Genomic DNA, 20,998 nt, shown 5'->3' with positions numbered 1-20,998 from the left:
GAAAGACATCGTCAACGGCGTGACCTGGGAGTTGTTCGACCTGTCCAAGGACTGGACGCAAAACAACGATCTGGCGGCTGCCAATCCCGGCAAGCCAAAGGAGTTGCAGGATTTGTTCTGGATCGAGGCCGCAGAGCACCAGGTCCTGCCTTTGGATGCCTCGGCCTTGACGCGGTTCATTCTCCCGCGACCGAGCATCGTCGCCGGACGCAATGACTTCATCTATACGAAACCGATCGTGGGCGTGCCTCTTGGGACGGCACCGAGCATCCTCAACAAGTACTTTAAGATCACGGCCGATATCGATGTGCCCGCTGGCGGCGGAAACGGCATGCTGGTGACTGCCGGCGGACGCTTCGGGGGATGGGGCTTCTATCTGCTCAAAGGGAAGCCAATCTTTGTCTATGACCTGTTGGACCTCGCCCGGCCAAGGGTTGAGGGCGCAGCCGCAGTGACGCCTGGAAAGCATAAACTAGTCTTCTAGACAGGAAGCCCGCTTCTGCGATTCACGCGTCTTAATTCCCCTTCCCTGATCGGCAAAGTCGTCAAAGGGCCCGATGCGGTGCCTTTTATGGACGAAGATCAGTTTCTGCGGTAGGTTACAAAAGAGATAGTTAATAAAATCTCCGGTGGTCCCGCCCCCCCTCAAAGGCGGGTGAGGAGCAAGTTGTCGTGCAGGATACATTGCCAGCAAGGCGCGATATCGCGCCGGATTCGACGCGCCCACCTCCGGCTCACGATGATGTTCGAGCTCAGCTAAAGCGAATCATCACCAGCCCGCAATTTCCGCATATCGGTCGGAGTGCCGCATTTCTTACCTATGCGGTGGAGGAAACGCTTGCAGGCCGGGCAGACCGGATCAAGGGTTATTCCGTCGCCATTGAGGTCTTCAAGCGCCCCAACGATTTCACGCAGGATGATCCGGTTGTACGGATTGAGGCCGGAAGGCTCAGGCAGGTGCTTGAGCGCTACTATCTTACAGCAGGTCAACACGATCCGATCCGAATAGACATTCCGAAAGGTGGTTACGTGCCGACCTTTGCCTGGATTAGTCCGAGTGCTGACAATTCTGATGCTGAAGACCAAAGTTTGCCGTCGGAGCGCGCCGAGTCCCCTTTTCCCGGCTCAAGACGGCATATGTGGGCAGTGGCCCTTGGATTGATCGTGATCGTGGGCGGCGCTGTAGCCCCGGCTGGCTTGACCTCTATTCGATTTGGTTCGATCTGGCCCTTCGCGACTGCTGACATAACCGGAACCGATGGACCGACATTGGTGATCGCTCCTTTTGCCAATCTGGGTGATGGTCCTCAGGCGCAACTCTACGCGACGGGCCTGACTGAGGAGCTTCTCGCTGCTCTTCCCCGCTTCAAGGAGATCAAGGTTTTCGGTCGCGAAACGTCCAAATCCTTGCCTCCAGAGGTGGGGACATCGCGGATTCGCGGTGAACTTGGCGCGCGCTTCCTGCTGGCAGGCGGTGTCCGTGTCTCCGGAAGCCGCGTGCGTGTGACGGCACGTCTGCTCGACACGCAGACCGATGAGATCCTCTGGTCGCAGACCTACGACGACGACATCGGCATCCGCGACCTGTTCACCATTCAGTCCGACGTCGCAAACAAGGTTGCGAGCGCCGTGGCGCAGCCCTATGGCATCATGGCGCAGGCCGATGTCTCCAAACCGCCGCCTGATGATCTTGGCATCTACGGCTGCACGCTGAGCTTTTATGCTTACCGTGCTGAGTTGAGCGTCGAGCGGCACGGACGGGTTCGAGACTGCCTCGAAAGTGCTGTCGCCCGTTATCCAACCTTTGCGACGGCCTGGGCGATGTTGTCCATCCTTTATCTCGATGAGGATCGTTTCAGGTTCAACCGGAAGCCCATTTCGTCCGCGCCGATAGATCGCAGCTTCCAGGCCGCCCGCCGCGCCGTTCAACTGGATCCCGGTAACACCCGCGCCCTTCAGGCGCTGATGACGACGTTGTTTTTCAGCCAGCGGGTTCCCGAGGCACTTCAGATAGGCGAACGGGCACTGGCGACCAATCCGAACGACACCGAATTGCTAGGAGAGTTTGGTACCCGGCTGGCGATGAGCGGGCAGTGGCAGCGCGGGGCGGCACTGCTGGATCGTGCCATTGCTCTCAACCCTGCCGGCGGCGGCTATTATCGCGGAATGTGCGCCCTCGCAGCCTACATGTTGCACGACGACAGGACCGCAGTCATCGAGATCAGGCAGGCGGACCTGCAGAAGTTCCCGCTATTCCATGCGGTGGCTGCCGTCATCTACGTCGACGCCGGAATGATCGAAGACGCCCGCAGCGAGGCCGCGCGGTTTAACGAAATGAGACCCGATTTCATTGCGAACATCGTGGCCGAACTCAAGATGCGTAATATTCAGCCACAGGACCGGGCACGGGTGATTGCCGATCTGCGAACGGCCGGACTGCCTGCGATGGACGAGTTGCAGGCGACGATGTCGCTGCCGATCGACGGCTCCACGGCTCTTCAACCGAGGTAGCGCTGGAGATACCCGCAACAGGCACAGAACATACCCGATGTTACACGCGCACGCCGCCGTCACCGTGTAGGTTGGGGTCGCTGATTATCGTTCTTTGATACTCGAGACCCAGCGAGCGACCTCAGTTGTCCGACCAAACCATTTAGAAGGGATTTGTCGATGACCAAAGCACCCCAGCGAGCCTTGCACCCTGCCGTGGCGGCGGCGTCCTCGGCAGCACTCGGCTTGATGATCATCTTGGGATGTGGATCCGTTGCACGTGCCGACGACGCAGACGCCAAGAAGCTCGTTAAAACCATGTCCGACTATCTGGCCGCAGAAAAGGCGATCTCATTTTCGTATGACACCAACCTGGAGGTCGTCACCAGCGACCATCAGAAGTTTCTGCTAGCAAGTTCCGGCAAGATTGAAATGGGCCGGCCGGATAAACTCCGGGTTACCCGGTTTGGTGGGTTCGCCAACGTTGAGTTCACATTCGACGGCAAGACGCTCTGGCTGCTTGGCAAGGACGCCAACCTCTATGCCCAGGCAGAGGTTCCAGGCACGATCGATCACCTGATCGATGAATTGCGGGACAAGCTCCAAAGACCCGTTCCGGGTGCCGATCTTCTGCTCCCGGATGCCTATGAGGAACTGATGCGCGACGTGGTCGACGTCAAGGACCTCGGCAGTGGTGTGATCGGCGGCGTCGAATGCGACCACCTTGCATTCCGCACCAAGGAGGTCGACTGGCAGATATGGATCGCTCAGGGCGATCATCCCTATCCGTGTCGCTATGTCATCACCGCAAGTCAGGTGGATCAGGGCCCGCAATACAGCATCCAGATCAGTGACTGGAAGACAGGTATCGATGTCGTTGCCGACGATTTCGGCTTCAAAAACACCACGAATGCAAAGAAAGTCGACCTGACGAAGCTTGCCGATATTGATGAGCTTCCTGATCACTTTGCCATAGGAGGCACCAAATGACCGTCGCAAGAAAACCGAAACTCCTGCTGTTCGCTGCAGCGATCGCCATGTCTGGCCTCGAACTCGGAAACGGGCTTGCGATTCCGGGACTGAATGGCGTCTTCACGCCAGCAGAGGCCAGGGTCGGCCGCCCGCTGACGCCTGTGAGCGTGGCTGGAGCTGCGCGCCGCACGGTCCGGCGCTGCGCCGTCGGCGTCTATAACTGCTAAAAAACAGGCCCGGCGAACGCATTCGACAAGTGGGAAGCAAAAGCAACTCGGGGAATAGGGTCGATAGTTGCCGGCTATGTTCAGTGGATTCTGCGGTGCGCATTGATCATCGCCCTGTCTGGGTGCGGCGGACATCCGAAGAATGTGATGACGCCCTCCTTAATATCCGCGTTTACCTTGGCGACCTCGATTGAAAAAACGTCGACGACGCATGGGGCGACGTCCCCGTCATCCAGATCCTTGAGATAAGCGTAGCGGCCGACCGGCTTTGCAAACGGAATCGCGAATGCCTGCCTCTTCCCAGGTTTCGATCGCAGCAGCCTCGTATGGTTTCTTTCGCTTCATCGGCCACCCCTTCGGAATGAACAATCTGCCGCTGTCGCGCGAAGTGATGACCAGTATCTCGATCGCGCCTTCAGTCCGCCGAAAACAGAGAGCACCGTATTGTTGTCGGAACGCGGCCGTGAACAGCTTGTCCGGCAAAGTCGCGAGCTTTTGAAGCAAGGTTACAGTCGCGGAGGCTGCCCGGACGTCCTGCCAGACAAGCCGCATCAGGTCGCCGGCGGGTACAACCTCCCCGGCGCGGTCTGTCAAACAGATGAGAATGTCTAACGCTCGTCCCCCAAGGGGAACCGGTACTCCGTCCTTGGTAAGCAAGCGCTGCGAGGCCACGAGGCAATATGGCCCAAAGCGGATTTGACTGTCGTCTGCCCGCTTTACCACAGTCATCAAACTGCTCCGCTACGCGCCAACGAGATTGTTTGCATTCTAGTCCTCAAGCCGAGATTAACCAGCATGCTGTTCTTACCAAAGGTCGATGGCGGCAAAAACCCTCGCCGGCTCACTGGACAGGCCCGTTCTTTGAAAGGATCTGTCGGGCCGCGACGAGGTCAGATGTATCGAACCCTTCCTTGAATTTGGCGTAGACGCGACCGAGCAATTCCTTGGCGTTGCTTTCTCTTCCCATGCATCGCCATAGCCTGGCAAGCGATATGGCCGACCTCAACTCCCAACTGTTGGCAGACTGCCGAACGGACTCCTCCATCGACAGCACCAAAAAAGCTTCGGCCTGCACGAGATCCGGGTCCGGCTGGGCGAGCAGGATCTCTGCTCTTGTCCGATAGATGTCGGGAAGCCAAACGATTTCGCCGATCGCACCGGCAAGCCGGTGGGCTTCCTCAGCAATGGTCTGGGCTTCCGCGAAACGACCGAGATCAGCCAGACCCTTCGCGAGGAAACAGGATACCGACGAGGAAACGATGTTGTAGTTCTCTGCTTTCAACGCCTCAAGAGAGGCTCGCAGCAACACTATTCCTTGCTCGCTCCGCCCAGTCTCCACCATGATCTGGCCGTTTAGGGCAGCCCCGAGTGTCTTGAACGCCTGAAGCGAATATTTATCCGCCTGCGCCAGAAGTATCTCAACGGCGGCAGATGCTTCGTCGAAGTTACCGCACCAACAGAAAACCGGGATGGAATAGGTCAGGGCCACACAATAGGACACATGATGGCTGTATCTGGAAATTTCCCTGATCGTCTGTCGAGCGACCTGCAGGGACTGGTCTGGGTACCCGACGAGCCACAGCGACCGGGCCAGCATGAAGCGCCCGCGCGCTTCCGTGAGCAGGTCGAGTTGAATTGGTGCGGCCTGTGCAGCCAGTTTAAAACCATGCCGGCAGTGCCTGAGAGCGCCCGCTTGGTCGCCCGCCTGATGACACGCCACTCCGAGCATGAGCTCGGCGGCTATCTCGTCCTCTACAACTCCGATTTTCTGGGCGATGACGGCCGCTCGGTTGGCCGCATCGACCGCCGCGCCCGCGTCTCCCCGTCTTGTAAAGAAGATGTTCAGGTCGGTCAAAAGATTCAACTGCCGCCGGTTGTCGCCCAACCGCTCCGCGAGGTTTAGAGCCGTCTCGATCAGGAACTTCGTTTCGTCGCGGTTACCCAGTGTGTACATCGCCGATCGGGCAAGTGCTTCGGACAGGCGCAAGTCCAGTGGCGTGCCCTTTGCATTCGGTTCGATGATAGCGAGTGCCCGCGAACACCACCTTTGACACTCGCCGTACTGCGAGAGGTCCATCAACAGAACCGCGGCGCTGGCGGAAAGATCAACGGCTATAAGTGCGTCCCCACTATCGGAAAAGCACCATGCAAGCGCTTTTCTGATGTTTCCCAAATGTGGGATGAAGGACGACATGGTCCTGGCATCGTGGATCGCACTTTCGACGGAAAGCGACTTCAGGAAATGCCTGAAATAGTTTGCGTGTCTGTGTGAAATGACGTTGACGTCCTCCCGCGACGCAAGTTTGCTTCCCGCGTAAGAGCGAGTGGTGTCGAGCAACCTGTAAAACAGGTAGCCACCGATGGGCGACACGAAAATCAGCGACTTCTCGACCAGCGAGGTGATTACGAGGCTGGTCTGACCAACGGTCCATCCATCCTCGGCTGCTACTCCGTGCGCTGCCTCAACGCTGAACGGACCCGCGAAGACAGACAACCTGAACAGCATCGTCCTCTCGACATCGGAGAGGAGGTTGATGCTCCAGTCAAGCATCGCCTGCAAGGTCTGATGCCTGGGCAATGCGCTACGCCGACCCCGCAGATGAAGTTCGGCACCGTTTGCCAGAAGCTCGGCCGTCCCGCCGATACCAAAGGTGCCAACACGGCTTGCCACAAGCTCAACTGCAAGCGCGATGCCGTCCAAACGGCGGCACATGTCGGAGACTTTCAACACCTCGTCATCCGTTAGCTCGCTGTCGTGGCCACTCGCACTGGCACGTTCCAGGAACAATTGAACCGCAGGAAAACGAACGACTTCTTGTCTGGAGAGGTTTCCTTCCGGCGGAACCTCGAGCGGCCCCAGCAAAAAGATCGTCTCGCCGTCGGCCCGCAGGGCTTCCCGGGAGGTGGCGAGTACATAGACCATCGGCGCATAGGCGTGTATGCGGTCGGCGATCTGCGCGACCGCGACAATCAAGTGCTCGCAACTGTCGAGTACGACCAGGCAATTCTTGGAGGCCACGAACGCGAGGATCGCCGGTTCGGCGTTCGGTCCCTGAACGGCGCACCCGAGAGACGACGCTATCGCGCTCGGCACGTCCGCCTCCTCGGCAACCGAACTGAGATCGACAAAGAAGACGTGATCCTCCCCATATTCTTGCCTCATTTGGTCGGCGACAGCGACCGCAACACTGGACTTCCCGATCCCACCGGCACCTACAATGCTCACGAAGCGCCGCTCCTTGAGACGCTGCCTGACGCTGGTGACGGTCTCTTCTCGTCCGATGAGGGTTTCCAGAGGCGCGGGAAGTTCATGGCGCGTGCCCGGCCGCGATGATGCAACCGGCAACGGGATCGCAACCCTTGCCATTCGGATGAGAGGGGCTACGAAGCAGTAGCCTTGTCCTGCAACGTTGACGATATACCTGTTGCCGCCCTCTCCGTCCGCTAGAGCCCTTCGCAAGATCGAAAGCTGCGTGCGCAAATTGGCCTCTTCGACGACTACGCCCCTCCAGACGAGCTTCATGAGTTCGTGGCGGCTGACAACCTCACCGGCCCGCTCGATCAAACTAATCAAGATGTCCAAGGCGCGAGAACCGAGCCGAATGTCTTCGGCGTTCCTTGTCAGGATTCTCTCATGGATGTTCAGCTCGAACGGCCCGAAACGTACGATGCCGCCCTGGTCGGAGTTCATCACTTCGCGCAAACCCTATGCATCGATTTACAACTATTAACATAGCACGACTCTCAGAAGTGGCGGAGTCGCGCGATGGTGTTCAAAAATCAAAGCGTTTCCGCCAAGAGACGCCAAAACGAGGTATGACATGCCGAGAACAGTTGTTGACGGAGCATCCGTTGAACGGAGTGAGAAGAGTGTTTTCGGCTTTGAATGAGGAAGACAGCCATGATTGAGGAGGTCTCTCCAGCAACGGGGTACCCGCATCGGTCAGCAACCGCCATCAAACCGTCGCACAGTTAGCCCGATGTTCAAACCATCCGAAATCGCGGAGGAACTGCCTGCGCTGGCCATAATCTTGGACCACGAAGGGCAGGCGATCTACTTGAACAGGCACTGGGCACGCGTTACGGGCGAGCACGGTTCCTCCCTGCTCGGCGACCGCTGGAAGTCGTTCCTGCACACAGCTGAGGTTTCCGTTCTCGCGGGCTTGCCCTCCGGTGATGATGACCAAGCGGTCGTACGCGTGCGTACTGTGAACGGCGAATTTCGTTCTCATCTCTTCAGAGCGTCAAATGTCCACCAGGGTCGCCTCCTTGTCGGAATGGAGGCTCATAGCGTTATCGTATCGAAAATCGCCGGCGAGGAAACGGCCGCCGATTTTGAGCGGACACTCGACCAGGTACCCGCGATGATTTGGCGCGCGAGGCCTGACGGCTTCCTCGACTACGCCAACAAACGATGGCTTGATTTCTGCGGCCTGACCCTCGCTGAGGCCATCGGTTGGGGTTGGCGCGACGGGGTGCATCCCGACGACCGGGAGGGCATAGAGACCTACTGGCGGCGGATGCTCGTCAGCGGCACCGAGGGAAGCTACGAAGCCCGCGTCGGCAATGACAAGATCGGATACCGCTGGTGCCTCAGCATCGGAACGCCTCGATACGACGAGAACGGCGCTATCTCCGCCTGGTACGGAGCGATTTTCGACATCGAGGAGAGAAAGGCGGCAGAGACGTCGCTGCAACTGAGCGAGGCCTATCTCGCGAAGGGGCAGGTACTCAGCAAGATCGGCACCTTCGGCTTCGAGATTTCCACTGAAAGGTTGTTCTGGTCTGACGAAACCTACCGGATACTCGAGTATCACCCGCAAACCCGACCGTCGCTGTCCCTCCTGGTATCGCGTATTCACGAAGACGACCTTTCTGAGTTCGAGCAGTTCCGCGCGGAACTACGCGAGCGCAGGGCGAAGATCGAAGCGACTTTCCGTCTTTCGTTCGATGACGGCAGGATCAAGCATATCCGGGTGCTCGGACAGCTCACCTCCGCCGGGGGAGCCGCCTACACCGCCGTGATCATGGACGTCACCGCCGAGGTCCAGAGCGCCGAGCGCCTCAAGCAGAGCGAGGCGGAGATCGCTCATGTCGCCCGCGTCGCGATGGCCGGAGAACTCACGGCCTCGATCGCGCACGAGGTTAACCAACCTCTCGGCGCTCTGGTCGCCAGCGGCGGAGCGCTGCTACGCTGGATCGAACGCGATGAGCCGGATGTCGAAAAGGCTAAGGCGAACGCCAGACGGATGGTCGGCTATGCCCGACGGGCAAGTGACATCATCGCGCGTGTCCGAACGCTTTTCGAAAAGGGCGGATCGACGTTCGGTAAGGTAGACTGCGTCGAACTCCTATCAGGGGCGCTGTCCTATGTCGAAGCTCCGGCCCGTCGAAGCAAGGTCGAGGTTGATATCGACCTCGCGCACGATTTGCCCAACATCAACGGCGATCCCGTTCAGCTTCAGCAGGTCATCATCAATCTGATAATGAATGCAATACAGGCGCTTTCCCACGACGATTTCAGCAGCCGGATCGTCCGCGTGTCGGCGCGCCTTGACGACGATGAGGTCGTCATTTCGTGCAGCGACAACGGACCCGGCTTTTCCGGCGATGGCGAAGCATTCTTCAAGCCCTTTTACACGACGAAGGAACACGGAATGGGAATGGGTCTCGCCATCTGCAGATCAATCGTCGAGGCGCACAACGGGAAGATAACCGCCAGCCAGAACCCGGCGGGCGGCGCGACTTTCTTTGTCCACCTGCCGATCGTTTCCTCACACTAGGAAAGAAGACTTTCATGGACGCCATACACGGCGAACGTCAGCGCGACAGGCGCACGGTACGGACGGTCAGGACGGATGACGGGCTACCGAACCTCACGCCCTGGCGATGCAAGGCCCTCCGGCAGCAAACACGGCGCAACAATCCTCGAACAACGTTTTGCCGGCGGCTACGCGGCGTGCTTCGAGAACGCAGTCTTACGGGCAGCCCGCGAGGGCGGACACCATCTTTCGGACGACGGTGTTAAAGCCCTCTCCTGGGAGTTTGTATTCCGGCCAGGACGTATAGATCTCCGGAGTAAACATTATGTATAAAATAGATAATATTAAAGCTATGCCAACCTGTACAAGGGTATATACTGGCGAATACAATTGTATTATATCGGTATATTCTTAGAGATTTATATTTAATGCGTCATCTAGGAAGGATGACAATCATCGTATACTTGTGCAACCAAGTGACGTGCGTAGTTACACTTGCGCGTCCATCGAGAGGAATTCAGAAATGAACCGTCTTGCCCACATTGCTATAATCGTCGCCGTTTCAACCATCGGCTTCAGTGGTGTCAGCCACGCCGACAGCCTTACAATGAACGGCGATCCGGAGATCGAGAAAACCTTGCTCACCTACAGCAAGCCTTTCTCGATCATGTATCTCGAAGACTACGACAACTCGAAGTTCGACAATACTTCCGGCACCGACGCCGAAGCTCCGCGCAGCACCGGCGGCATTGAGCATATCCAGGCTTCGATTGCCGCAAACAAGGGGCTCGTCGAACGCCTCCAGAAGCGCGGCGTCCACGTGAGGGATATCGTCAACGCTGAACAGGCGGCCGACGGCAGCATCATGTTCACCGTAAACTGATTTCGACGAATGGCCCGGACGCCAGCACCCGCCCGGGCCATTGTCTTTGATAGGCACGCGCGCAGCTTTGCTCGGCAATTTCTGCAAAGCGCTCCCCGCCGAGCGGTATCTTACACTCGGCGGCCGTTCTCTTTCATAAAAGGCGCCTCGCGATGGATCAGCACACCATTGTTAATTCCGACACCTTGTTTCGCCCTATAAATCTCAACGGTCTCACCTTAAAGAACAGGATTGTCATGGCCCCCATGACGCGCAAGTTCAGTCCGGGTGGCGTTCCGGGTGCCAATGTCGCCGAATACTATCGGCGTCGAGCGGAGGGCGGTGTCGGCCTGATTATCACCGAAGGGACGACGATTGGCCGATTGGCGGCTTCGAATGATGCGGGCATTCCTAATTTTCATGCGCAAGAGAGCCTTGAAGGCTGGGCCCGCGTCGTCTCAGCGGTCCACGCGGCAGGTGGCCGCATTGCACCGCAACTCTGGCATCAGGGCCTTACGCGCAAGCCGGGCACCGGTCCCAACCCGGAAGCACTGTCTGAAGGTCCAACAGGAACTGCTCCGGACACCAGGACGATGAACGATTCTGATATCGCAGATACGATTGATGCTTTTGCGAGCGCTGCTGCCGCTGCCCGTCAGATCGGCTTCGATGCAGTGGAACTTCACGGTGCGCACGGCTATCTGATCGACCAATTTCTTTGGGCAAGCACAAACAAGCGGAAGGACGCCTATGGCGGCGATGCTGTTGAACGGACGCGCTTTGCCGTGGAGGTGGTACGGGGCGTTCGCGCGGCCATAGGGCCGGACTTCCCTTTGATCTTTCGGTATTCGCAATGGAAGATACAGGATTATTCAGCGCGGCTCGCCGAAACGCCGCAGGCGTTGGAGGCGCTTCTTGCTCCCATAGCCGCAGCGGGTATCGACGTGTTCCACGCCTCGACGCGCCGCTTTTACGAGCCGGAATTTCCCGGGTCCGATCTCAACCTCGCGAGTTGGACCAGCAAACTGACTGGGCTCAAAACGATTAGCGTCGGTTCTGTCAGTCTCGCAGGCGAAGACTTCTCCGCGCAATTGCTGGGAAAATCCCAGTTCGCGCCGGTCTCCGGTCTGGAGGAACTCATTCGCCGTATGAACGCCAATGAGTTTGACCTGATTGCAGTCGGTCGTGCGTTGATCGCAAACGCGGACTGGGCAACTCTCGTACGCAGCAACGGACAGAATTGTCTGAACCCCTTCGACAAGAAAATGCTGTCCACGCTCGACTGACGCGGACGCGAAAAATTTCACCACTCGATCCGAAGCAAGGAATACGATCATGAAAGCCTATCTCATAAACCATCTTCGCATCCCCAACGATATTCCCAACGAGGCTGGCTTGTCCTACCTGGATCAAGTTGAAGCCACCGTCGCCCCTTTCGGCGGCAGGTGGCTGGCGCAGGGGGCGGCTGAAGTGGTCGAAGGCACATGGCCGGGTTCGGTCGTTCTGATGGAATTTCCAAGCCGAGAGGCCGCGACGTCTTGGTACCGGTCAGAAGAATATCAGGCTATACTTCCGCTGCGGAAGAGCAATGCAATTTCAGACATCATTCTAATCGATGAGATGCCCGAAGATTTTACGATCAAGGGCTTCGTCGCCGGCATTCGTGAAGCGCAGCGGACGGGCTGACTCATTTAGTTCCAGGTCGGTCGATCCGAGGGACAGAAGTCGATCTTATAAGTGTCACCGTTGAGGATGATTGGACATCGATCGTCGGTCAAAGCTCAGGTGGTTTCGATGATGTCCGAGAGGTGGTGTAGCTCGTTCGATCGTCGAGCTTTCCGGTCACGGCCGGGAGCAGGTCAACTTGCGGTGGGCAAGTTGATGAGCGGATCATCGAGGAAAGCTATGTGAACCGCACCGGGTTTGCCGGAGGCCGTTTCGTTTGAGCTATGCGACCATGACTGCTTCGTCTAGCATGGCGTGGTACCGCTATTCGGCTTCGGCTGGCGGTATATTCCCGATGGGCTCCAGAAGTCGTCGGTGGTTGAACATGGGGTAATCGCGGTGTGATCCCCCTGTGACAACCAATGTTCATTGCGGGGTGGTTGCTCCCCGATAAGACAACTTCGCTGTCGTTCTCATCTGCCATTGAAGATCCGGACAACTTCAAACGATCTCGCTCCGTGGGTGCCTGGCTTGGGTTGACAACGAGACGGTATCAATCCGGAGAGATCGATTACGACGGGCATATCTCTCGCCGCGGAGAGAGCCACTTGCGAAGCCTTCTGTACGAGGCGGCAATGGTGATGCTCACGCGACCAAATCCCGAAATGACAGCTGCCTCAAAGATTGGGGCTCAAGCTTCGAGAGCGTCTTGGCATCAAGCGTGCAGCCGTTGCAGTGGCGCGTAAGTTGGCCGTCATCATGCACAGCATGCTAAGCTGTGGCACCCTTCGCGATGGACAAACCGATTTGGTACCGGACCTTTGAATCCGATCGCTTCAGTCAATGTCGAACAAGTCCCGGAACCTGCTAGGCTGCGATCGCAGATATTGCCGTGGAGCGCGCACCTTTGCACCCAGTTGGACGGCCGCGTGCCAAGGCCAGTTCGGTTCGAAGAGAATGGTTCTAGCGAGGGCAATCAAGTCGGCATCGCCGGTGCCAACGATGGCCTCTGCCTGTTGGATCCCGGAAATGAGACCAACCGCGACCACCGGGATGTCTACCGCCGTTTTCACGGCCCGAGCAAAGGGCACTTGATAGCTCGGGCCGGTCGCGATGCGTTGATCCGGGTGCAAGCCGCCGCTGCTGACGTGGATCGCGTCGCAACCGCGTTTTTCGAGCTCCTCGGCGAAGAACAGCGTCTGCTCAAGGTCCCAGCCACCTTCAACCCAATCCGTAGCAGAGACTCGAACCGAGACAGCTCTGTCCGGCGGCATTGCTAGCCTGACCGCGTCGAACACTTCCAGTGGGAATCGGGTTCGGGCGACCAGAGAGCCCCCATATATGTCAGTCCGGTGATTTGAGAGGGGCGATAGGAATTGATGCAGAAGGTACCCATGGGCAGCATGCAGTTGGACGAGATCGAGGCCTAGTTTCGCCGCGCGTTTTGCGGCCGCCACAAATGCGTCACGCACTCGGGCGAGGCCCTGCTTGTCTAGCGCTGCAGGCGGAATAATGTCGGCCATGAAGGGGATCGCAGAGGGTGCTTTCGTCTGCCACCCCAGACCATGGGTTGGAGCGAATTGCCCTCCGCCTAGCCAAGGCACTTCGGTTGACGCTTTCCGACCCGCATGGCTCAATTGAATTCCGATCGGCATATCCGACCAGCGGCGAATACTCTCAAGTGTCAAGCTCATTGCTGCATAGGTCTGCTCGTTCCAGAGGCCGACATCGGCATATGTGATGCGACCTTCGGGAAGGACGGCCGTCGCCTCAATGATAAGCAATGCCGCGCCGGAGAGGGCGAGCTTTCCGAGATGGATGAGATGCCAGTCATTCATACAGCCCTCTTCGGCGGAATACTGGCACATCGGAGCGATGACGATCCGATTTCTCAACAATAGGTTACGTATCGCGAGTGGCTCGAAAAGCGCTGCATTGGCCATTGCTCTAATCTCCACGCTTCTATTCGCACCATTCGCATTTAAACGCATGTCAAGACATCCCGCCGCTTACGACGACTTTGAGCCTACTTGCCGGAAACTTCTGTTGAGACGAGCCGCCGCAAAAGCAACCAATGGCGCGACGCCGAAGACATAGGCCATATCGCGTTCGTCGCTGCAGGGATTGCGACACCAAGATCGGCCAGGAATGGGTTCATGGTCCATGCTGGCAGACGCGGAGGCCCCAACGCAGAAGCTGCCGAGTGGGAACGCGAACCGCGTGAAGCCGCTCCTGCCACGATCGACGGCATTGCTCCAGTACAGCTCCACAATCGCACACCGAGTTTAATAGGCTTTGGCGAACATGATCACTCCTTTCGGTGCGATAATCGCGCTCCAGTTCCGGGACGGTGGACGGTCGGATCAGGCTCCTTTGCTATGCGACATCAACCGCGGTCACCGTCAACGGCAGCCTGTCGGCAAGATCGCCGACGCGTGCGAGGTAGTTCTGAAAGTGCGGGCTGGCCTTATGGGCCGCGACCGATTTTTGGTCCCGATAGAGTTCATCAAGCAAGAAGCGGGCGGGGTTTTCACTGTCCTGCCAGAGATCGTAGCGAACATTTCCTTCCGCTGACCGCGAGAGCGAGACCATCTCCCGAAGCAGGTCTGCCAGCTCCAGTGTGCGCCCCTCTTTCGCAGTGAGAACGCCATAAACCTTGACGGTTGACATAATCAATTCCTTCCATCCGCACTCGTATGGCCAGCCGTCGTCCGATTCAGGCCCACAATTTGTGCGTAAGGATAAAGAAGCACCACGAGGATGGCGCGCAAAATGCTGTCAAATTCAGTGAAATCAGCGACCTAATCCGGGCGTCGAGCGCTTATGGTTGCTTGATGAACAGTAGAAGATGAATAATCGGCGGACCCGTGTCGCCGCAGACATCGGGAACGGTCAGCCGATCACAACCTCAAATGCCAACCGTTTGAATTAACACGGACGGAATGTGAGGTTGGCTGTCCCTGCACTGCGCCTTCCGTGTCGTATATAGATAGTCCTTTGCGAGCATCAGTCTTGCATTAGAGAGCGACTTGAGGCGCCCCGCTTGACACTTGTCACTTTTCGTACGGCGGTTCATAGTGCCGCGACTTGATCAATCAAGGAAGCCCCTGCGTTTCCGATGCATCGGGCGAGCGCGGACGGCAAGCACGGGAGCTATCTTTCCCACATCACCCGAAGGCGAAGACCATGATGGCAAACGGCTCGAACGGCAGCGTCTTCGGATTTGGACCTTACTCCCTCGACGTCGGCGGCAGAACGCTGAACCGCGGCAACGCGGAGGTCATGCTGGGAAGCCGGGCATTCGATCTGCTCACGGCACTTGTACAGCGCCCCGGCGAGGTGATCTCGCGTCGCGAACTCATGTCTGTCGCCTGGTCAGGCCTGAATGTCGAAGAGTCCAACCTTCGTGTCCAGATGGCACATCTGAGACGGAAACTTGGCTGTGGGGTTGAGGGCACGCGCTACATAACCAGTGTCGCCGGCCGGGGTTATTGTTTCGTCGCGCCTGTCATGGTCAAGTCGGAGCAGATAGATAGCGGAATTGACACAGCTCGAGAGCCTCCAATCGCTCCCCAGCTTGTTGTGGCGGACTCGCCGTTCTTCCGGCCGCAGCGACTGCCGCGTCTCGTCGAGCGCCTCTTCGGACGCGAAGAGAACGGTGCAGAGCTGGAAAAGGCCATCAAGTCCTGGCGGTTTGTGACTGTGGTCGGACCTGGAGGGGTAGGTAAGACTTCGCTGGCTCTTGCCGTAGCCCAGAAGCTCACAGGCTTCGAAACGGTCCATTTTGTCGATCTGAGCACGGTCTTGACACAGGATAGAGTGATCGACGCGGTTGCCGCAGTTGGCGGCCTTAATGTTGTTCCAGGTGTTTCCCCACTGGAGCGCTTCGTCGAGCATGTTGCGAAGCAGCGCAGCCTAGTTGTTCTCGATAATTGCGAGCACGTCATCGATGCGGTTGCCGGCATTATAGAATTCGTCAGAGAACGGGCAGAGGGCACCCATCTCCTCGTCACGAGCCGTGAGGCATTGCGTCTCCCCGGTGAAGCGATCTATCTGTTGCGGCCACTTGGCGTCCCACCGAACGCTGGCCGTCTAACCCCTGAGCAGGCGATCGCATGGCCCTCGGTTGAGCTCTTCATGGATCGAGCGGCCCGAGGCGGATTCCTTGATGCTCTCGATGATCGGAACGCGGCCGTGATCGGGACAATTTGCCGAAGGCTCGATGGCAATCCTCTCGCTATCGAATTGGCTGCAAGTCGTGTGGGATCATATGGGTTGGAGAAGGTCGCCGCCCTGATCGACAATCAGCTTGTCCTTCAATGGAGAGCCAAACGGAATGCCGAGCGACGCCACCAAACGGTCGAAGCGATGCTCGACTGGAGCTATGACCTGTTGACCGAGACAAGTAAGCTCTTCCTGCAACGGCTCTCGGTATTCGCCGGGGACTTCTCTCTCCATGCAGCCCTTGCCGTAGCCAAGGCGAATGACTCGTCGCCCTCAGAGGCGAGCCAAATGATCGACGATCTCGTGGAAAAATCGCTGGTTTCGGCTTTTTCGCCGGAAGGCTCATCGCGCCTAAGACTTCTTGAGATCACGAAGACCTATGCCACGGCGAAGCTCGGCGAAACAGGGACCGGACGCGGAGTTCGCAGAATACACGCGGTCTATTACGTTGAGTGTCTGCGCAAGCTGGCCAGTGATAGAAGCGTTCGGACTGACGCGGAGACTGGCTTCGACGTCCAGTTCGACGTCGACAACGTACTGGCCGCGCTTGATTGGGCCTTCTCGGAGGACGGAGAGCTGCCACTCGCTTTGGAGCTGTGCAAGTTTTCGATACCGATGTTCATGGACCAATGGCGCATGGTCGAATGCACGAAATGGTGCAGGCGGGCTCTTTCGGCCATTCCCGAAAGGCTAACCGGCTCGGACTTGGAACTGCGGCTGCTGGAGGGGTTCGCCACTTCCTCTTTCTATACAAGCCATAATGTCACCGAAACGGACGCCGCCTTCCAAACCGGAATAGAGCTCAGCAAACGGCTTAAGGACCACAGAACCGAATTCCACCTGCGCGCCGGACAGCATTTTCTAGCGTTGAAATCCGGCAGCTATCCGAAGATGCTCGACCTGGCCAAACGCTACGCAGCGGACGCCGAAATAAAAGGAGGGCCGATCGAGCGTGTTGTGGCGCAGTGGCTGCTGGGTTCGTCCTATCAGATGTGCGGCGACCAGAAGCTGTCGCAGGAAGCCTACGATGTCGGTTTCCTGGAGGAGGCGGCACTCGGCCTCGCGCCGCTGGGTCAACTCGATATCGCTCAAAAGGCAGTTGCAAGAATTCTGCATGCACGGATGGTCTGGTTGAGGGGGTCACATAATCGCAGTCTCCAGTTCGTTGAAGAGGCGATCCGCGACGCGCGTCAAGATGTTGGTCCACTGTGCGTCACGCTTGTCGTCGGCGTGGAGGTACTCCTCCTTTGCGGCAAGTTCGATGAGGCGCGACCATATGTGCAGCGGCTGAACACTTTAACACGGCGCTACTCGTTGGCTGGGTTGCACGAAGCTGGTTTGACGATGCGCGATCAGCTTCGCCTTTTCCAAGGACATACGGACCGTGCCATCGATTTATTGAGGGCGCATCTGGATGCCGTGCTCGGCGGCCGCCTCGTGGCGTCTACACTTACTGCCTTGGGCGCGCTTGCCCAAGGCTTGAACAAATTAGGAGCCCACGAAGAAGCCATGACCGCAATAAATGCGGCCTTGGCCGTAGACGAAAACGCCGGCGGCAGTTTCAGGCAGCCAGAGCTTCTGCGGATAAAGGCTATAGTCCTCGCCGATGCGCCCAAACCCCGTCTGGATAAGGCGAACTCGTTGCTGAAGCGGGCCTTGTGCTTGGCGCGGGAACATTCGTCCCTTAGTTGGGAACTTCGGATCGCCACGGACATTGCACGCCTGGGCAAGAGAACGGGGGAAGAGGAGGCCAAACAATCACTCCATGCTCTCCGGGAAATCTTGACTCGGTTCGACGGTGGAGAAGTCAGCGCTGACGTTTCCGCGGCAAGAAATCTGCTCGACGGCAAGGCTTCTGAAGAGGAAAGTGCAGTGGCTCGACCCTCTGCCGAACACGCTCCCCGGCATTAGCCGTCGGCGACGACAGATGTCCGGCTGGGTTGGGCCGCGGCGCGACCGTAGCCCGCACCAAAAGAATAGTACTACAAGTGTAGCGAAAATGCTCCGTAGGCGCGACAAACCGGCAATCTGATCCGTTTCTATGGCCTCTTCTGGAGGCCCATATGTCGACAAGAAAACAGCTCAACGCCACACCTCAAATCCGGCATCCGCAGCTTGTCTCATTGATGGATGAGACGATCGCGCACTCAAAAGAGCCGGAGGCGATACCCTCGTCATCTGTTGAACAGTATGTACTCCGGGATCTGTTGTGCGGACTTGCGCTCATGGGGGCGGCCTTGCACGCCTCGCATGAGGCAATTGCAATGCAGTCGCACATACTGGCATCCGCCGGAGGCAAAAAACCCATACGTGCGGAATTTCTGGGTGGGAGATGGCGGTGGTTGATCCGCTCGAAATTATCCCAACGTTTGTGCCGGAAAAAGAAGACAGTCCCATCCGTGAGCCGGAACCGGCTTGGTGAGATCTCGCGCTGGCGCCAGACGGAAATGCTGCGCGAGGACCGGAGGTCGCGAAGCAGGCGCCGATCCGCCGGCAGGGGTCCATTGCTGTGCGCCCCGGCCGGCGGTCCAAAAATCATAAAATGCCCAAACTTCAATGTGTTCAATGTCGGTCTCTGCGAATGTGACTGAACCAGATTCGGTCCTTTGCTCCTGTCTGAATGCGGCGTCAGCCACTTCACCGCCGCCATCGCAGCCATCCCGTGGCGTCGCAAAGCTTGCCAGAACGAGTTTGCTTTTGGCGACTGCGGTTTTGGAATTGCATTGGCCGAAGTCGCTGTCCCGAAATCAGGCCGAAACATTTGTCCGATTGGGTAGAGCAAGCTGGTGCAGGATGCATCGCATAACAGATATGCACGATGCCACCGGCGGTGCGCCGGCGCGCTTGCCGATGTCCGCCTGTCTTTGTTTCTACACACAAAATTGGGCAGCGGGAGCCCTTCAGCGTGCTGCAGATCGAATGGGTGCCGCAGCTAGCGCGCCGCGGAGGATGGGAAGTTGCTGCCCCGGCAGCAACTTCGGCTGCTGCCGGGGCAGCGTCACGTCAGAACTTCAGCACAGATCGTCCGACGATCTCGTTCTTTCTCAATCGATCGAGATAGGGATTGATTTCCTCGAAGGAGAAGGTCTCGATCGTATGGCGGATCTTGTTCTTGGCGGCCAAAGCCATCACCTCGGCGAGATCGGTGTTGTTGCCCCAGAACGAACCTTGAATGGTCTGTTCACGGGAGACGCGCGGGAAGAGGGGAATGTCGATGCGATCGGCGATGAAGCCGACGTCGACATAGTGACCACTAATCGCAAGTAGTCCGGTTGCGATCTCCACGGTCTCCTTGGCACCCGCGCAATCAATTGCCGCGTCGATATCGCCCTGCCCCGTCGCCGCCTTGAGCTCAGCAACTATATCACCAATGGATTTCCCGTTAATATTGATGATGTCATCAGCCCCGTATTCCTTGGCAAGTGACAGCTTCTCTGGATTACGTGCAAAGGCAACCACCCTCGCCCCGCTCCCAAGCAGCTTTGCATATTGTACCGCATAAGCACCGAGACCGCCAACGCCAAAGACGCCGATAACCCTGTCGGGGCCAAGGACACCGGCGTTGCGAAGCTTCTTGATGGCGCGGTATGGTGTCAATCCAGCGTCGGTGAGCGGCGCTATTTCCTCGAACTTGAGACGCTTGTCGACCTTAATTACGTAGCGGGCGGGAACTGGGATGGATTCTGCGAATCCTCCATATGCACCAAAGCCCGGCCAGCGCACATTGGCGCAGATCTGGGTATTGCCAACAAGGCAATGCCGGCAGGTGCCATCACCCCAGCCGGGCGCCACGACGACGTGATCGCCTTCCTTGATCGCTGACTTCGGCACCAGGCTGCCGACCCTGTCGATGATACCGGTGATCTCGTGTCCCGGAGTGATGGGCCGCGGAATGTCGGCATAGGTGGTGAAGAAACCGTCCACGAGCAGAACGTCTGATCGGCACATTCCGCAGGCCTTGATACTGACCAGAACCTCGTCCGGCTGAATGTCGGGAACCGGCACCTCCTCGAGGACGAGGGGCTTGTTGTATTCGTATAGGCGGGCCGCTTTCATGTCTTTCTCCTCTTAGGTTGGTGGATGTGCATCGGAAGGATTTTTGTCTGGACCTCACGCGATTGCGGCAATGGCGGCTTCGGCAACAGCAATGTCCTGTTCGACGGATCCAGCGCTTGCGCCAACGGCGCCGATGATCCTGTTGTCGCGCACTACAGGGATGCCGCCCCCGAAAATGATCACGTTTCCTCGGTTTGTCTGATGGATGCCGTAGAGCGGCTGCCCGGGCTGGGCGAGCGTTGCGAGATAGGCTGTCGTCTTGTCAAAGAGGCGTGCCGTGACTGCCTTGTTGATCGCCAGCTCGATGCTGCCGATCAGCGCCTCATCCTGACGGACGAAGGCGACCAGATGGCCGCCGGCATCGACGACGGCGATGTTATAGGCGATGCCGAAAGAAACAGCCTTCGCCTCGGCAGCGCGCAGCATCCGCTTCGCCTCTTCAAGTCTGATCGATGCGTTTGTCAGTGGCATCTGGTCCTCGCTTCAAATTCAATGATGTCGAACCTGTCCTAGGAGGGGATGCCGCCGGCGGCGGAGGCACGAAACTCACGGATGACATTGGCAAAAGGCTAACATCCCGGCGCTGTCGCCACCTGTTAAACCTTGAGAATTGAAGGGAATTGTCCTTGGCCTTACCGGAATGAGTTGCAGCAAATTCAAATACTTGCGCCTAACTATGCGTTGCGGCAGGAGAAGCCTCGGCAACACAGATGAGTGCAAATGTCCTAGGTGAAGGAGCC

At 57.9% G+C, this 20,998-nt stretch carries 14 protein-coding genes and 2 pseudogenes; 10 read left to right on the top strand and 6 right to left on the bottom strand.

Annotation, left to right across the window (positions count from 1 at the left end; translation table 11 throughout):
- The first annotated feature begins 19 nt into the window (after positions 1–19).
- From AC1DTN_RS11955 to AC1DTN_RS11940, 4 genes are all read left to right on the top strand, one after another.
- A complete protein-coding gene (locus AC1DTN_RS11955) occupies positions 20–484 on the top strand; it encodes a hypothetical protein (RefSeq protein WP_477921043.1) in 465 nt (154 codons plus the stop codon).
- Between the two features lie 188 nt (positions 485–672).
- Positions 673–2,511, top strand: coding sequence for an adenylate cyclase (locus AC1DTN_RS11950; protein WP_477921042.1), 1,839 nt, complete (start codon positions 673–675; stop codon positions 2,509–2,511).
- Between the two features lie 159 nt (positions 2,512–2,670).
- Entirely contained in the window at positions 2,671–3,480 is an 810-nt protein-coding gene (locus AC1DTN_RS11945; protein WP_477921041.1) for a DUF2092 domain-containing protein, read from the top strand.
- Complete coding sequence (locus AC1DTN_RS11940; protein WP_477921040.1) at positions 3,477–3,689, top strand: hypothetical protein; 213 nt, start codon at positions 3,477–3,479, stop codon at positions 3,687–3,689. Before AC1DTN_RS11945 ends, AC1DTN_RS11940 begins: the two co-directional genes overlap by 4 nt.
- Before the next feature lie 155 nt (positions 3,690–3,844).
- Here AC1DTN_RS11940 and AC1DTN_RS11935 read toward each other — a convergent pair.
- A pseudogene (locus AC1DTN_RS11935) lies at positions 3,845–4,241 on the bottom strand (NUDIX hydrolase); the annotation flags it as partial.
- Between the two features lie 289 nt (positions 4,242–4,530).
- Positions 4,531–7,380, bottom strand: a complete 2,850-nt coding sequence (locus AC1DTN_RS11930; RefSeq protein ID WP_439019114.1) for an ATP-binding protein — start codon at positions 7,378–7,380, stop codon at positions 4,531–4,533.
- A 367-nt stretch (positions 7,381–7,747) separates the two neighbouring features.
- Between AC1DTN_RS11930 and AC1DTN_RS11925 the strand changes: the two genes are divergently transcribed.
- From AC1DTN_RS11925 to AC1DTN_RS11905, 5 genes and pseudogenes are all read left to right on the top strand, one after another.
- Positions 7,748–9,472 carry a PAS domain-containing sensor histidine kinase gene (locus AC1DTN_RS11925; RefSeq protein ID WP_477921038.1) on the top strand — a complete coding sequence of 575 codons (1,725 nt, stop codon included), beginning with the start codon at positions 7,748–7,750 and terminating at the stop codon, positions 9,470–9,472.
- A gap of 502 nt (positions 9,473–9,974) precedes the next feature.
- Positions 9,975–10,334 (top strand): hypothetical protein, encoded by a 360-nt coding sequence (locus AC1DTN_RS11920; protein WP_439019112.1) that lies wholly within the window; start codon positions 9,975–9,977, stop codon positions 10,332–10,334.
- A gap of 152 nt (positions 10,335–10,486) precedes the next feature.
- Positions 10,487–11,599 carry an NADH:flavin oxidoreductase gene (locus AC1DTN_RS11915; protein ID WP_439019111.1) on the top strand — a complete coding sequence of 371 codons (1,113 nt, stop codon included), beginning with the start codon at positions 10,487–10,489 and terminating at the stop codon, positions 11,597–11,599.
- Positions 11,600–11,648: 49 nt separating this feature from the next.
- The gene (locus tag AC1DTN_RS11910) at positions 11,649–11,999 is read left to right on the top strand and encodes a DUF1330 domain-containing protein (RefSeq protein ID WP_477921036.1); all 351 of its coding nucleotides are present in this window, start codon (positions 11,649–11,651) and stop codon (positions 11,997–11,999) included.
- Between the two features lie 449 nt (positions 12,000–12,448).
- Positions 12,449–12,803 (top strand): annotated as a pseudogene (locus AC1DTN_RS11905) (transposase); the annotation flags it as partial.
- A gap of 11 nt (positions 12,804–12,814) precedes the next feature.
- On the opposite strand, the gene AC1DTN_RS11900 reads toward AC1DTN_RS11905, so the two are convergent.
- The gene (locus tag AC1DTN_RS11900; protein ID WP_439019109.1) at positions 12,815–13,921 is read right to left on the bottom strand and encodes an NADH:flavin oxidoreductase/NADH oxidase; all 1,107 of its coding nucleotides are present in this window, start codon (positions 13,919–13,921) and stop codon (positions 12,815–12,817) included.
- A 433-nt stretch (positions 13,922–14,354) separates the two neighbouring features.
- Positions 14,355–14,648, bottom strand: coding sequence for a putative quinol monooxygenase (locus tag AC1DTN_RS11895; RefSeq protein ID WP_439019108.1), 294 nt, complete (start codon positions 14,646–14,648; stop codon positions 14,355–14,357).
- A 516-nt stretch (positions 14,649–15,164) separates the two neighbouring features.
- Between AC1DTN_RS11895 and AC1DTN_RS11890 the strand changes: the two genes are divergently transcribed.
- Positions 15,165–18,113, top strand: coding sequence for an ATP-binding protein (locus tag AC1DTN_RS11890; RefSeq protein ID WP_439019107.1), 2,949 nt, complete (start codon positions 15,165–15,167; stop codon positions 18,111–18,113).
- 1,092 nt (positions 18,114–19,205) lie between these two features.
- Here the strand turns inward: AC1DTN_RS11890 and AC1DTN_RS11885 are convergent.
- Complete coding sequence (locus AC1DTN_RS11885) at positions 19,206–20,258, bottom strand: NAD(P)-dependent alcohol dehydrogenase (protein WP_439019106.1); 1,053 nt, start codon at positions 20,256–20,258, stop codon at positions 19,206–19,208.
- Positions 20,259–20,312: 54 nt separating this feature from the next.
- Positions 20,313–20,729: a GlcG/HbpS family heme-binding protein gene (locus AC1DTN_RS11880; protein ID WP_439019105.1), complete on the bottom strand. Its 417-nt coding sequence runs from the start codon at positions 20,727–20,729 to the stop codon at positions 20,313–20,315.
- Positions 20,730–20,998 lie beyond the last annotated feature (269 nt).

Source organism: Rhizobium sp. 01T444 (genome assembly GCF_056398305.1).
The sequence above is the reverse complement of the archived record's forward strand: the minus strand, read 5'-3'. Positions and strand labels throughout refer to the sequence as shown.